The organism is Streptomyces sp. NPDC004031, assembly GCF_053604375.1.
This window is the reverse complement of sequence record NZ_JBSGHL010000076.1, coordinates 1-12,988: the sequence shown is the minus strand read 5'-3', so window position 1 is coordinate 12,988 and position 12,988 is coordinate 1. Positions and strand designations below refer to the sequence as shown.

Here is a 12,988-nt window from a genome sequence, read left to right as displayed (position 1 = left end):
CTACGCCGCGAAATCACGGCACATGATTTCGCGGCGCGCCCGGCCACCCGCCTGGCCGGGCAGCCGGGCGGGAGGCCGGGCGGGAACGTGGGGGCGTTGCCGCGTAGAAATTTCATGGCGTCATGGCGCCATGACGCCATAACCGTCACATCGGCCCCGTGGCAATGGAACGAGGTCCAGCCGGGTAGCACGTAGCATCATGCAAGCAGATAAGGAAGCAATTTGCATGACGCCGAGTCAGGGAGCTAGGGTCCAATAAAGCAGGAAGGCCGCCCCGGTTGGACGGGGCGGCCTTTGCTCACCTGCATGGCTAGCGTCTATCACAAGTGAGGTGTCTATCGTGGCACAGATCCGCTGGAGTATCGATGTCAGCGTGCGCTCGGCTCCCTTTGGGCGCATCAGCCTCAGCGAAGTGGCCCTGGGGTACTGGGCAGGCGCTCCGCTGATGGCAACCCTGACAGTGGGCGCACTGACGCTGTTTGATGTGCGGATCCGTCGTTGGCGAGGGCCCAAGCACGCCTGACGGCCCACCCACGGCCCAGAACGCAGTCATGCCCCCTTCCCGCGGGAGAACCCGCAGGCAGGGGGCATGGGAACCGTCGGAGACTACTTCTTGCCCTGGTTCTTGACCGCCTCGATCGCCGCAGCGGCGGCGTCCGGGTCGAGGTAGCGGCCGCCCGGGGTCACCGGGTGGAAGTCGGCGTCGAGGTCGTAGGACAGGGGGATGCCCGTGGGGATGTTGAGGGAGGCGATGTCCGCGTCGGAGATGCCGTCGAGGTGCTTGACCAGGGCGCGCAGGGAGTTGCCGTGGGCGGCGACGAGGACGGTGCGGCCGGTCAGGAGGTCGGGGACGATCGCGTCGTACCAGTAGGGGAGCATCCGGTGGACGACGTCCTTGAGGCACTCCGTGCGGGGGCGCAGCTCCGGGGGGATGGTGGCGTAGCGCGGGTCGTCGCTCTGGGAGAACTCGGTGCCGTCCTCCAGGGGGGGCGGCGGGGTGTCGTAGGAGCGGCGCCACAGCATGAACTGCTCCTCGCCGAACTCCGCGAGGGTCTGGGCCTTGTCCTTGCCCTGGAGGGCGCCGTAGTGGCGCTCGTTGAGGCGCCAGCTGCGCCGGACCGGGATCCAGTGGCGGTCGGCGGCTTCGAGGGCGAGCTGGGCGGTGCGGATGGCGCGCTTCTGGAGCGAGGTGTGCACCACGTCGGGCAGCAGGCCGGCGTCCTTGAGCAGCTCGCCGCCGCGGACGGCCTCCTTCTCGCCCTTGTCGTTGAGGTTGACGTCCACCCAGCCGGTGAACAGGTTCTTCGCGTTCCATTCGCTCTCGCCGTGGCGGAGGAGGATCAGCTTGTACGCAGCAGCAGCCATGGCATCGAGTCTAAGAGAAATCCCGTCGCCCCTCGCGACCGGGCTCTGTAAGATCCGCAATGCGATTGCGCCTCTTACAAGAGACCTGGGAGAGACCCGTGGCGGCCATCAGCCGAGCGGTACGAGAAACGGCGGGCGGCCTGCCGGGGCAGTTCTGGTGGTTGTGGACGAGCACGCTGGTCAACCGGCTCGGCGGCTTCGTCGTGACCTTCCTCGCGCTCTACCTCACCGTGGACCGCGGCTACTCCGCCGCGTACGCCGGTCTGGTCGCCGCGCTCTTCGGGCTCGGCGGCGCGGTGGGGGCGGTGGTCGGCGGGGTGCTGGCCGACCGGCTCGGGCGGCGCGTGACGCTGCTGGCCGCGCAGCTCGCGACCGCCGTGACGACCGCGGTGCTGGGCTTCGTGAACGGGGCCGTCGCCATCGCCGCCGTCGCCCTGCTCGTGGGCCTGACCGGCAACGCCTCCCGGCCCGCGCTGTCCGCGATGATCTCCGACCTGGTCCCGGCGGCCGACCGGGTGCGGGCGTACTCCCTCAACTACTGGGCGATCAACATCGGCTTCGGCGTCTCGGCGGCCGCGGCCGGTTTCATCGCCGCCGAGGGCTATCTGTGGCTCTTCCTCGGCGACGCGCTCACCACCGTGCTGTGCGCGGTCGTGGTCTACGCGAAGGTGTCGGAGACCAGGCCGGAGGCGGCGAAGGGCACGGCGCAGGAAGCCGAGGGCGGCCGTACGACGCTGCTGGACGTGCTGCGCGACCGGCGCTTCATGATCCTCACCGGGCTGATCTTCGTCTTCGCCGCGGTGATGCAGCAGGCCAGCTCCACGCTCGCCGTCGACATGGGGCAGCACGGGCTCAGCTCGCAGCAGTTCGGGCTCGTCGCGAGCATCAACGGCGTGGTCATCGTGGTGCTCCAGATCCCCGTCACGCGCGCGCTGCGCACCCGCAGCAACGCGATGCTGCTGGCCACGGGCTGCTTCGTGCTCTCCTGGGGCATCGGGCTCACCGTCTTCGCGACGACCGTCGCGCTCTACTCCCTGACCGTGGTGATCTGGACGCTCGGCGAGATCATCCACGCGCCCGCCTCCATGTCGGCGGTCGCCGACCTCGCCCCGCAGCACGCCCGCGGCCGCTACCAGGGCGTCTCCACGCTGGCCTGGGCCGCCGCCGCCTTCGTCGGACCGCTCGTCGGCGGCTTCACCCTCGAATACGCCGGGCGGGCGACGGTGTGGCTGGGCTGCGCGGTCGTCGGTACGGTCGCGTCGGTCGGCTACTGGGTGCTGCTCAAGCCGGGTACGGCGACGGCGGTGGCCGGGACGGAACGGGTGGTGGCGGCGGGCACGGACGACGTCGCCGTGGAGACCGCGGACGCGCCCGCGTAGGCCCGCCCCCGTACGGCCCGCCTGCACGGGCCGCCGGTACGCGGCGCTACGCGTCCTCGCCCGTCAGCCGGCTGAACGCCTCCAGGTTGCGGGTCGACTCGCCGCGCGAGACCCGCCACGCGTACTCCTTGCGGATCGCCGTCGCGAAGCCCAGCTCCAGCAGCGTGTTGAACGAGCCGTCCGCGTTCTCGACGACCGCGCCGAGCAGCCGGTCGATCTCGTCGGGTGTGACGGCGGCGAGCGGGAAGCGGCCGGTGAGGTAGACGTCGCCGAGCTGGTCGACGGCGTACGCGACGCCGTACAGCTTGAGGTTGCGCTCCAGCAGCCAGCGGTGGAAGGCCTCGTGGTTCTCGTCCGGGCGGCGCACCACGAAGGCGTTGAGCGACAGGGTGTGCCGCCCGACGATGAGCTGGCAGGTGGTGGACAGCTTGCGGGTGCCGGGCAGCTGCGTGACGTACGTGCCGGGGCGCGGCGACTCCCACGGCAGCTCCGACTCGCGCAGCACCTGCTCGACCACCCGCCGCGCGGCCTGCGCGGCGGGCCCGTCGTCCGTACCCCTCGCGCCGTCGGCGGCGCCGGTCTGCTCAGGCTCAGCCATGGGGCGATCGTAGGCGACGGCGGTGCTCCCACTGCGCTGCCGCGTACACCTCGGCCGTGTCCTCCGCGGAGGCCTCCCAGCCGAAGGCGCGGGCGTGCCGGGCGGCCGCGGCGCCGAGGGTGTCGGCGAGCGGTGGGTGGTCGACGAAGCGGGCGAGTGCGCGGGCGTAGTCGTGCGGGTCGTGGCCCGGGACGAGGAAGCCGGTGCGCCCGTCGGCGACGGCGACCGGCAGGCCGCCCACCGCGGCGGCGACGACCGGCGTGCCGCACGCCTGCGCCTCGATCGCGACGAGGCCGAAGGACTCGCTGTGCGAGGGCATGACGAGCACGGTGGCCGCGCGGTACCAGTCGGCGAGCTGCTCCTGCGGCACGGGCGGCTGGAAGCGGACGACGTCGGAGACGCCGAGCCGGGCGGCGAGCTTGTGCAGCGCCTCCGGCTTGGCCAGGCCCGTGCCGCTGGGGCCGCCGACGATCGGTACGAGCAGCCGGTCGCGCAGCCCCGGGCGTTCGGCGAGCAGCACCGCGACCGCGCGGACCAGCACGTCGGGCGCCTTGAGGGGCTGGATGCGGCCGGCGAACAGGGGTATGAGCGCGTCCTGCGGCAGGCCGAGGCGGGCGCGGGCGGCGGCCCGGCCCCCGGGGTCGGGGCGGAAGCGGTCGAGGTTGACGCCGGGGTGGACGACGGCGACCTTGCCGGGCGGGGCGGCGTAGTGGCGTACCAGCTCGTCGGCCTCCTCGTCGGTGTTGGCGATGAGCCGGTCGGCGGCCGCGACGACCTGGGTCTCGCCGATGACCCGCGCCACGGGTTCGGGCGTGTCGTGCTCGGCGAGGGCGGCGTTCTTGACCTTGGCCATGGTGTGCATGGCGTGCACGAGCGGTACGCCCCAGCGTTCGGCGGCGAGCCAGCCGACGTGGCCGGACAGCCAGTAGTGGGAGTGGACGAGGTCGTAGTGGCCGGGGAGCTGCCCGGCCCACGCGCGCATTAGGCCGTGCGTGAAGGCGCACAGCTGCGCGGGCAGTTCCTCCTTGGCCAGGCCCTCGTAGGGACCCGCGTCGATGTGCCGCACCAGGACGCCGGGCGCGAGCTCGACGTGCGGACGGCGGGCGCCGGTGGTGGAGCGGGTGAAGATCTCGACCTCGATGTCCCGCTCGGCCAGCCGTCTGGCCAGTTCGACGATGTACACGTTCATGCCGCCCGCGTCGCCCGTGCCGGGCTGGTGCAGCGGCGAGGTGTGGACGCTGAGCATGGCGATCCTGCGAACCCGCCGGCCTCCCCTGCGGTGCGGGCGGTACGCCGCGGCGGCCGCACCGGCCGCGCTGCGCAGCCCGCCGAACCGGGACGTGTACTGGGTCGTCACCCTTCCATCCTTCCGGCAGCCGTACCCCCGCGTTCAACCGTGCCCAACACCGGAAGCCGGGATTCCATTTCCACCTTTGCCGAAGCGTGATGAAACCGCTTGACGGTGCGGCGCCTGCCCTCACCCCGAGCCGTCCGCGCCGGCCGGCCGGGCCCCGTGGACGCGCACCTACCCCACCGGGGGGCGGTTACGCTCGCGGGCATGGGCGGTACGGGACGGGCGCGGGCGGCGCGCGGTGCGGGTGCAGGCGGGGGTGCCGGTGCGGGCACCGGTGCCGGTGCCGCGGTCGGCGTCGTGACCCGCGGCACCACCAACCCCAACCGGCTGCGCCGCATGGACCGCTGGATCGCCGCCGCGCACGGCCCCCAACTGCGCCGCGCCGCCGACCCGCTCGCCGTCGACCTCGGCTACGGGGCCGCGCCCTGGACCGCCGTCGAACTGCTCGGGCGGCTGCGCCGGGTACGGCCGGACGCGGAGGTGGTCGGCGTCGAGATCGACCCGGCGCGGGTCGCCGCCGCGCTCCCGTACGCCCGCGAGGGGCTGGGCTTCGTACGCGGCGGCTTCGAGGTGCCGCTGCCGGACGGGCGGCGGCCGGTGCTCATCCGCGCGGCGAACGTGCTGCGGCAGTACGGAGAGGACGAGGTGCCCGCGGTGTGGGCCCGGCTCACGCGGCGGCTCGCGCCGGGCGGCCTGCTGGTCGAGGGCACGTGCGACGAGATCGGGCGGCGGCACGTATGGGTCGCGCTCGGGCCCGAGGGACCGCGGACGGTGACCTTCGCCACCCGGCTGGGCTCGCTGGAGCGGCCGTCCGACCTGGCCGAACGCCTGCCGAAGGCGTTGATCCACCGCAATGTGCCGGGCGAGGGCGTGCACGCGTTCCTGACCGGCTTCGACCGGGCGTGGGCCGCGGCGGCGCCGCTGTCGGCGCTGGGGGCGCGGCAGCGCTGGATCGCGGCGGTACGGGCCCTGCGGGCGGACGGCTGGCCGGTGACGGACGGCCCGGCGCGCTGGCGGCAGGGCGAGGTCACGGTGGCATGGGAGGCGCTGGCCCCGCGCTGAGGCGGTCACGGTGGCGTGGGAGGCACTGGCCCCGCGCTGAGGCGACGCGCGCGGTGGCCGGGAGAGCGCAGGGCCGTACGGCCGCGGGTGCGACGTGGCACACAGGGGCGGGTGCGCATGGACGGGCGCGGGGAGGGGCAGAACTCGGACAGCGGCGTACGCGGGCGTACACAGGCGTGCACCCGGCGCGCGACTCCCCCGGGGTGGCGCACCGCCCGTACAAATAGCCCGTGCGGGTTGATTTCACCGCCAATTGCGCGGGGCGCGCACATTCCCGTATTCCCCCGCCATTCACCCGGGAACGGTTCCGCGAGTGGGCCGGATACGGGGCATGGTTGCAGTGGAACCGCGTGACATACGTCATGTGCGGATCCCCACATCGATGGCGAAATCCCGCCCTGGCCACCGCATATGACGGTGACGGTTTACAACTGCCCCTCCCGTGACGTCTGCTCCAGCCACTAGGGTTCCTGGGGCCGGGGATGGCAAAGCAAGGCAAAGGAAACACCGTCGATCGTTCAGGGGACCGGAAAGGAGTCGCTTGATGTCCGCTGCCAAGCGCGGCACCGAACGGCCCACGGCCACCGGACACGGGCCCGGACGACCCGCTCCCGTGTCGGCCGCCGCCGCTCCGGAAGCCGCCCCCGTGGCCCCCGAACACGTGACGCCCGCCGCCCCCTCGGCCTCCCCCGCATCAGCCTCCGCGTCGGCCCCCGCCTCCGCCTCCGCGCCGGCGTCCGTCAGCCTGCCGCGGCAGCGCAAGGACACCGCCGAAGCCCCCGTCACCTTCAACCTGCTGGTCGTCGGTGACGACCCGGCGGGCGCCTTCACCGCCCCCTACTTCCAGGACGGCGGCGGCCCCCGCATCCGCGTCCTGCGCGCGGGCAACCTCACCGCCGCGCGAAGGCTGCTCACGGACGACGTCCACTGCATCCTGCTGGACCTGCCCGACGTCCTGGAGGGCGTCCGGCACGTGCTGCGCGTCGCGCCCGGCACCGCCGTCCTCGTCCTCACCGACGACACCGACGACGGCACCGCCGCCGAAGCCGTACGCATCGGGGCCCAGGACCAGCTCCCGCGCGGCGACGTCGATGCCGCGGGCGTGACCCGCGCGGTCCGCTACGCGGTCGAGCGCAAACGCGCCGACCTCGCGCTGCGCAAGCTCACCGAGACCCGGCTGCGCGCCCAGGAGAACCGCCGCCTCGAACGCGGCCTGCTCCCCACCCCGCTGCTGCAGGGCGCCGGACTCCGCTTCGCCTCCCACTACCGGCCCGGCCGCAGCCGCGCGCTGCTCGGCGGGGACTTCTACGACACCGTCCGCACGAACGACGGCGTCGTGCACGCCATGATCGGCGACGTCTGCGGCCACGGCCCCGATGCGGCCGCCCTCGGTGTCGAACTGCGGATCGCCTGGCGCGCGCTCACCTTCGCCGGACTCGGCGGCGAGACGCTGCTGCGCACGCTCCAGCAGGTGCTGGTGCACGAGCGGTCCGACGACGAGATCTTCGCGACGCTGTGCACGCTCGACATCGCCGCCGACGGCCGCACCGCCGACCTCTACCTCGCCGGCCACCCCGCCCCGCTGCTGTCCTGCACCGGCGGCGCCCCGCGGCTGCTCCCGTACGAGGACGGCGGCCCCGCGCTCGGCCTGCTCCCCGACGAGCTGGCCGACTGGCAGCGGGTGTCCGTCGCGCTCGACGGCGAGTGGCGGCTCATGCTCTACACGGACGGCCTCATCGAGGGCCGCGTCGGGAACGGCACCCAGCGCCTGGAGCAGGACGGCATGCTGCGCCTCGTCTCCCGGCTGCTCGCGGCGGGCCTGCACGGCGACGCGCTGCTGGACGCGGCCGTGACGGAGGTACGCGAACTCAACGGCGGCGAGCTGACGGACGACGTGGCCGTGGTGCTGCTGGAGCGCTGCGTGACGCACTGACGGGCGGGGGCGGCGGACCCGGCGTGGTCGCCGTCCCGCGCGGCCGGATCCCGGTTCAGCGGCTCACAGGTTCAGCGGCTCACAGGCTCAACGGCTCAGCGGCGGCCGTTGTACGGGCCGTAGGGCCCGTCGCTGCTGCTGCCGCGGCTGCTGCTTCCGCCGCGGCGCGGCATCCCCCGCCTGCGGCCCTGGCCGCGTCCGCTGACCTGGCGCAGGGCGGGCCGGACATCGACCATGTACACGATCACCGCGATGAGGCCGATGATCGGCAGGAACGAGATGATCGAGAAGAACTTCATCACCAGGCCGGCCAGGCCCAGGATGATGAGCCAGAAGCCCTTGTTGTTCTTGCTCGCGGCGCGATAGGCGTCCTCGCGGTAGGTCGCGGCGTCGACGAACGCGAACACGGCGAAGATCAGGAGCGCCCACGAGATCAGGGCGACCACCCCGAAGAATCCTGTGATCAGCACGCTGTCCACCCATCCCTTGTCCGTCGGTCGCCGTCGGTCGCCGTCGGCCACTCCACGGTACCGGCCGTACGCGTACAACGGGCCGGGCGCGCGATGCGTGCCCGGCCCGATGACGTCAGTCCTTGCTCTGCGCCTTCTTGGCCGCCGGGGCCTTCTTCGCCGCGGGCTTGCGGGCGGCGGGCGCGGCCGGAGCAGGGGTGGCCGGGGCGGGAGTGGCCTTCTTCGGCGTGGCGTCGGCGATCTGCCGCACGTCCGCGCCGTCGCCGTCCTTCTGCCCGTCCTCGCCGCGCCACTGGGCGACGGCACCCTTGCCGCGCTCGGCCAGCTCGTCGTACGTCTCGCGCGCCCTGACCGCGTAGCCGGTCGCACGGCCGACGCCCTGGAGGGCGAGGTCCTGCACGGACTCGCCGAGCTTCTTGAAGTCCGGCATCTCGCGGAAGGACTTCAGGTCCAGGTCGCGGTAGGTCTCCGACAGCCGGGTCTGCGCGTCCTTGGCACCCGCGGCGACCCGCTCCTGCACGGTCTTCGGGTCGGTGCCGCGGATCTTCTCGATGTGCCCGGGTGCCTGCTCCCGCAGCCGCTCGAAGAGCGCCGGCACCTCGCGCAGCTTCTCTGCGGCGAGGTCCGCGGTCCCGGCGACCGCGTACAGCGGGGTCGGGTTGCGCAGGCTCTTCACGATGTCGTCGGTGATGGTCATTTCCCGTCTTCCTCCCGTACGGCGGCGGACGGCCCGGGGCCACCCGCCACTCCTCGCTCTTCCACGCCTTCGTCCGGCCCGTCAGGCCCGTCCGGTCCGTCCGATCCGTCCGGCCCTTCCGCCGGTGCCGCCGCCTTCGACTCCCCCGCGGCGGCGTTCTCCTTCCGGAAGGACTCGTAGATCTGGATCAGCACCTGCTTCTGCCGCTCGTTGATCGCCGGATCCGTCAGGATCGCCGCCGGCACCTCCAGCTCGTCCCGCTCCCGCGCGTCGAGCATCCCGGCCTGTACGTACAGCGTCTCCGCGGAGATCCGCAGCGCCTTCGCGAGCTGCTGCAGGATCTCCGCACTAGGCTTCCGCAGCCCGCGCTCGATCTGGCTCAGATACGGATTCGACACACCGGCCGCCTCCGCCAGTTGCCGCAGACTCAGCTGCGCGCTGCGCCGCTGCTCCCGCAGATACTCGCCGACGTTGCCGACTCTCAGTGACGCCATACGTACGAGAGTGCACCCTCGCGCTAACTTTTGCAAGCACCCGCTAGCGCGGAGCTAACCCGTCGTCCTGACGGCCGCCTGCTCGGTCCTGGTCATCGCGGCGAGGCCGAGGGCGGCGGCGAGGGCCGCGGCGGCGGGTATGAGGAAGACGTGCGGAAGGCCCATGGACGCGGCGCCGAGTCCTCCGGCGGCACCGCCCAGCGCGGAGGCCAGGGCGGTGGAGCTGATGAACACGGCCGAGGCCGTCGCGACGGCTGTCGGGAGGAGCCGCTGCGCGACGATGATGCCGAGGGCCGCGAACACGCCCCACACCGCTCCCATGAGGATCTGTCCGGCGAACAGTCCGGCGGCGGTTCCGGTGGTGGCGAAGCAGATGTTCGCCGCGATTCCGCAGCAGGCGCCGATCGTCATGAGGCGCGTCATGCCGATCCGGCGGGCGACGAAAACGGCCAGCGGCATCAGGACGATCTCGACCAGCGGCTGGACGGCGATGACCGCCCCGCTGAGCCCGGCGGGAAGGTCCAGGCGGTCGGTCATGTAGATCGGCAGGTAGGCGTATTTGACGGGCTCGCCCAGATACACCAGGACGTACAGTCCGGTGAACGTGAACAGGGGCAGCATCGCCCGCCCGGTGGGGGCGCCCGGCCGCTGGTCAGGTGTCTGCGAGGAGCCGCCGGGGCCGGGCGCGAGGCGCAGGGTTCCCAGCGGGGCGATCTGCGCGAGCGTGCAGAAGGCCGTGACGACCAGCATGGTGCGCAGCGACGTCTGCGCGGCGAGGAAGGAACCGGAGACGGGGCCGACGACCCAGCCGCCGGTCAGGGCCATCCGCACGACGGAGACCACGCCGTCGCTGTTGGGGTGGGCCTCCGCCGTGAGCTGGTCGTGTATCGCGGCGAACAGCTGGGAGGTCGCGGCGCCGCCGAACGCCCCGACGACGGCGCTGATGACGTACGGCATCCACAGGTGCGTCGAGCAGGCGATGCCGATCCAGCCGGCGAAGCCCAGCACCGCGCACCACCGGAACAGGCCCAGCCGGCGCCCGGTGCGGTCGGACCTGCGTCCCACGAGGTAGCCGGCCACGGGTGCGGTCAGGTTGGTGAGGTAGAACAGGCCGGCCGCGCGCAGGGAAGCGCCGAGGTCGTCCACCAGGAACGACGCGATCTGCGGTGCGGCCGCCGAGAACCCGACGGCGCCGAGGAACACCGCGAGGGTGGCGCCGCGGTACAGCGGCGAGGTGAGCGTCACGCGTACGGCGGACGGGGGCGCCGTAGTCTCGCCGAGCGCCGGGCCCGTGCCCTCGGCGTGATCGGGCAGGGTCATCGACGGCGCCTTCCGGGGACGGGTTCCGCGGTGGTGGCGCGCGTGACGAGTCCGACCGGGAACCGCTGACGGTGACCGGTGGCGGGGGCGCCCTGGAGGAGCAGACGGGTGGCCGCCGCGGCCATGTCCTCGACCGGCAGGCGCATCGTGGTCAGCGGCGGGTTGGAGCAGACCGCGGCGATGCTGTCGTCGAAGCCGATGATGCTCACGTCGTCGGGGATCCGGCGGCCGGTGGCCGTGACGGCCTGTACGGCGCCGGCGGCCATCAGGTCGCAGGCGACGAACATCGCGTCGATGCCGGGGTCGTCCCGCAGGAGCTGCCCGGCCGCCTGGTGGCCGCCGTCACGGTGGAAGTCGCCGTAGGCGCCCGCTTCGGGGAGTCCGAGGTCCTGGACAGCGCGTCGGTAGCCGGTACGCCGGTCGATGGCGCAGGGGTTGAAGGCGGGACCGTGGATGGCCGCGATACGCCGCCGGCCGAGCCGGTGAAGCTCCCGGACCGCCGCGTAGGCCCCGCCGATGTTGTCGGCCTGCATCGCGGGGACCGACGGTGAGGTCGGCACCATCGACACCGCCCGGCGGCACCGGCGGTGGAAGCGGTCGGCGAGCTCGGGGGTGATGTCGGCGAGGACGGCTCCCACCGTGGCGTTGGCGGCGAGTTCGTCGATGGCGTCAGCGGCCGTCCCGAGGCCGACCGCGTGCAGCCTGAGCTGCGCGCGGGCCTCCTCCACGACCGGCATCATCCCGGCCAGGACACGGCTGAAGTACGGATGGGCTCCGATCGGTCCGCTGCCGGGCCCGTACGTCACCGCGACGACGTCCACGACGCGCGGCCGGCCGGAGGCCAGCGCCCTGGCGGCCTCGTTCGGCCGGTAGCCCAGCTCGGCCACCGCCGCCCGGACACGTGCGCGCAGCGGGCCCGACGCACCCGGGGCGTTGTTGATCACGCGGGAAGCCGTCGCGCGCGACACCCCTGCTCTCCGCGCGACGTCCTCGATCGTGGGCGTGGCTCTGCTCATCGCGCCTGCACTCTCCACGGTGGTCACCCGCCGCCGCGTGCACGGAGCTTAGACCCGAGAGCGCTCTCATGTTCCTGGCGTCCGGCACCGGCTTCACGGCGGGCCGGCCCGGCCGGAGCGCGTGCGGGAAAGCGGCGGGGGTGGTCGGGAGGCGGGGTGTCGGCTAGGCTTGGCTTGCAAGTAAGCACTTACTTGCAGAGGGGGGCGCGGTGGACACCCGATCGCGGGTTGTGGCCGAGGCCATGCGGCTCTTCGGGGAGCAGGGGTACGCGAGGACGACGGTCGCGGAGATCGAGAAGGCCGCGGGCCTGTCGCCCGGGTCCGGCTCGCTCTACCGGCACTTCCGGTCGAAGGAGGAGTTGCTGGCCGAGGGGGTGCGCGCGAAGGTCGCGGAGAATGCCGGGCTGCTGGCGATGATCGGGAACCCGGGGGCCATGGCGGCGCTGCCGCTGCGGGAGCGGCTCGCGGGGCTGGCGCGGGCCGGGCTGCGGCGGCTGGAGCAGGAGCGGGACCTCAACCGGATGATCGTGCGGGACCTGGCCGCCTTCCCCGCGCTGCTGGACGAGGTCCGCGAGGGCGAGATGCGCCGCATCCACGCGGCGGTCGCGCAGTGGCTGCGCATGCAGGCCGGGCCCGGGGACGCCGAGGGCGCCGGGGCGCGGGACTGGGACGCGCTCGCCGTCGTCCTCGTCGGCTCCGTCTCGCACTTCTGGCTGCTGCGGGACGTCTTCGGCGCGCACCCCAGCGGCCTGGACGAGGACCGCTGGGTCGCGGCCTTCGTCGATCTCGCCGAGCAGTTGATCGTCAACACACCTGACGGAGGGTCACGATGAACACCGCACTGTGGATCACGCAGGGTCTGCTCGCCGCCGTCTTCCTGGCCTCGGGAACCATGAAGTCGACACAGTCGAAGGAGCGGATGATCGCGACGGGCCAGACGGGCGTCGCCCCCTTCCCGCTCCCCGCGATCCGGGTGGTCGCACTGCTCGAACTGCTGGCCGGCATCGGGCTGGTCGCCCCGCGGCTGACCGGCGTCGCCCCGGTCCTGACCCCGCTCGCCGCGGTCGGCCTGGTCGCGGTCATGGTCGGGGCCGGGGCCGCGCACTGGAGCCTGCGCGAATACTCGCGGGTCTTCGGCATCAACCTGGTCATCCTGCTCGCCTGCGTCTTCGTGGCGGCGGGCCGCTTCTGAGCAACGACAGGCCCTAGGGCCTGTCGTGTGGATCTCCGTGGAGGAAGGAGCGGGGTCCGGCGCTCCCCCAGAGCTTCGCCTGGGAGGTACCCCCAGCTGCAAGGCGGA

General features: G+C 72.9%; 14 protein-coding genes. 6 read left to right on the top strand and 8 right to left on the bottom strand.

The genetic code is table 11. The annotated features are described in order from the left end of the window. Window positions 1–340: 340 nt before the first annotated feature. Window positions 341–523, top strand: a complete 183-nt coding sequence (locus tag ACWERV_RS32895) for a hypothetical protein (protein ID WP_452940164.1) — start codon at window positions 341–343, stop codon at window positions 521–523. Between the two features lie 83 nt (window positions 524–606). Here the strand turns inward: ACWERV_RS32895 and ACWERV_RS32890 are convergent, their stop codons facing one another. Continuing rightward, window positions 607–1,365 (bottom strand): phosphoglyceromutase, encoded by a 759-nt coding sequence (locus tag ACWERV_RS32890; RefSeq protein ID WP_398192114.1) that lies wholly within the window; start codon window positions 1,363–1,365, stop codon window positions 607–609. Window positions 1,366–1,424: 59 nt separating this feature from the next. On the opposite strand from ACWERV_RS32890, the gene ACWERV_RS32885 reads away from it, so the two are divergent. Then, a complete protein-coding gene (locus tag ACWERV_RS32885; RefSeq protein ID WP_452940162.1) occupies window positions 1,425–2,744 on the top strand; it encodes an MDR family MFS transporter in 1,320 nt (439 codons plus the stop codon). A 46-nt stretch (window positions 2,745–2,790) separates the two neighbouring features. On the opposite strand, the gene ACWERV_RS32880 is transcribed toward ACWERV_RS32885, so the two are convergent. Together ACWERV_RS32880 and mshA are read right to left on the bottom strand one after the other, a co-directional pair. After that, the gene (locus tag ACWERV_RS32880) at window positions 2,791–3,342 is read right to left on the bottom strand and encodes a type III secretion system chaperone family protein (RefSeq protein WP_398192110.1); all 552 of its coding nucleotides are present in this window, start codon (window positions 3,340–3,342) and stop codon (window positions 2,791–2,793) included. Next, window positions 3,335–4,699, bottom strand: coding sequence for a D-inositol-3-phosphate glycosyltransferase (gene mshA, locus ACWERV_RS32875; protein WP_452940159.1), 1,365 nt, complete (start codon window positions 4,697–4,699; stop codon window positions 3,335–3,337). Before mshA ends, ACWERV_RS32880 begins: the two co-directional genes overlap by 8 nt. A gap of 333 nt (window positions 4,700–5,032) precedes the next feature. On the opposite strand from mshA, the gene ACWERV_RS32870 reads away from it, so the two are divergent. Both ACWERV_RS32870 and ACWERV_RS32865 read left to right on the top strand, forming a co-directional pair. After that, a complete protein-coding gene (locus ACWERV_RS32870; RefSeq protein ID WP_452940198.1) occupies window positions 5,033–5,758 on the top strand; it encodes a class I SAM-dependent methyltransferase in 726 nt (241 codons plus the stop codon). A 544-nt stretch (window positions 5,759–6,302) separates the two neighbouring features. Beyond that, window positions 6,303–7,691, top strand: coding sequence for a PP2C family protein-serine/threonine phosphatase (locus ACWERV_RS32865; RefSeq protein WP_452940157.1), 1,389 nt, complete (start codon window positions 6,303–6,305; stop codon window positions 7,689–7,691). Window positions 7,692–7,786: 95 nt separating this feature from the next. Here the strand turns inward: ACWERV_RS32865 and ACWERV_RS32860 are convergent, their stop codons facing one another. The 5 genes from ACWERV_RS32860 to ACWERV_RS32840 form a co-directional block, all read right to left on the bottom strand. Next, on the bottom strand, window positions 7,787–8,161 hold the full coding sequence (locus ACWERV_RS32860; protein WP_398192100.1) for a DUF2516 family protein: 375 nt from the start codon (window positions 8,159–8,161) through the stop codon (window positions 7,787–7,789). A 115-nt stretch (window positions 8,162–8,276) separates the two neighbouring features. Then, entirely contained in the window at window positions 8,277–8,858 is a 582-nt protein-coding gene (locus ACWERV_RS32855; protein WP_452940155.1) for a hypothetical protein, read from the bottom strand. Beyond that, a complete protein-coding gene (locus ACWERV_RS32850) occupies window positions 8,855–9,352 on the bottom strand; it encodes a helix-turn-helix domain-containing protein (RefSeq protein WP_452940153.1) in 498 nt (165 codons plus the stop codon). The genes ACWERV_RS32855 and ACWERV_RS32850 overlap by 4 nt, the downstream gene beginning before the upstream one ends. 54 nt (window positions 9,353–9,406) lie before the next feature. After that, window positions 9,407–10,672, bottom strand: a complete 1,266-nt coding sequence (locus ACWERV_RS32845) for an MFS transporter (RefSeq protein ID WP_452940151.1) — start codon at window positions 10,670–10,672, stop codon at window positions 9,407–9,409. Further along, window positions 10,669–11,688: a LacI family DNA-binding transcriptional regulator gene (locus tag ACWERV_RS32840; RefSeq protein WP_452940149.1), complete on the bottom strand. Its 1,020-nt coding sequence runs from the start codon at window positions 11,686–11,688 to the stop codon at window positions 10,669–10,671. The genes ACWERV_RS32845 and ACWERV_RS32840 overlap by 4 nt, the downstream gene beginning before the upstream one ends. Before the next feature lie 209 nt (window positions 11,689–11,897). Between ACWERV_RS32840 and ACWERV_RS32835 the strand changes: the two genes are divergently transcribed. Further along, window positions 11,898–12,521 (top strand): TetR/AcrR family transcriptional regulator, encoded by a 624-nt coding sequence (locus ACWERV_RS32835; RefSeq protein WP_452940147.1) that lies wholly within the window; start codon window positions 11,898–11,900, stop codon window positions 12,519–12,521. Next, on the top strand, window positions 12,518–12,880 hold the full coding sequence (locus ACWERV_RS32830; protein ID WP_398192089.1) for a DoxX family protein: 363 nt from the start codon (window positions 12,518–12,520) through the stop codon (window positions 12,878–12,880). Before ACWERV_RS32835 ends, ACWERV_RS32830 begins: the two co-directional genes overlap by 4 nt. The last annotated feature ends 108 nt before the right edge of the window (window positions 12,881–12,988 follow it).

Coding starts and splice junctions, on each gene's coding strand:
- ACWERV_RS32885 (WP_452940162.1), top strand. CDS start 1,425: ATGCGATTGCGCCTCTTACAAGAGACCTGGGAGAGACCCGTGGCGGCC.
- ACWERV_RS32850 (WP_452940153.1), bottom strand. CDS start 9,352: ATGGCGTCACTGAGAGTCGGCAACGTCGGCGAGTATCTGCGGGAGCAG.
- ACWERV_RS32880 (WP_398192110.1), bottom strand. CDS start 3,342: ATGGCTGAGCCTGAGCAGACCGGCGCCGCCGACGGCGCGAGGGGTACG.
- ACWERV_RS32855 (WP_452940155.1), bottom strand. CDS start 8,858: ATGACCATCACCGACGACATCGTGAAGAGCCTGCGCAACCCGACCCCG.
- ACWERV_RS32845 (WP_452940151.1), bottom strand. CDS start 10,672: ATGACCCTGCCCGATCACGCCGAGGGCACGGGCCCGGCGCTCGGCGAG.
- ACWERV_RS32865 (WP_452940157.1), top strand. CDS start 6,303: ATGTCCGCTGCCAAGCGCGGCACCGAACGGCCCACGGCCACCGGACAC.
- ACWERV_RS32840 (WP_452940149.1), bottom strand. CDS start 11,688: ATGAGCAGAGCCACGCCCACGATCGAGGACGTCGCGCGGAGAGCAGGG.
- ACWERV_RS32890 (WP_398192114.1), bottom strand. CDS start 1,365: ATGGCTGCTGCTGCGTACAAGCTGATCCTCCTCCGCCACGGCGAGAGC.
- ACWERV_RS32830 (WP_398192089.1), top strand. CDS start 12,518: ATGAACACCGCACTGTGGATCACGCAGGGTCTGCTCGCCGCCGTCTTC.
- ACWERV_RS32870 (WP_452940198.1), top strand. CDS start 5,033: ATGGACCGCTGGATCGCCGCCGCGCACGGCCCCCAACTGCGCCGCGCC.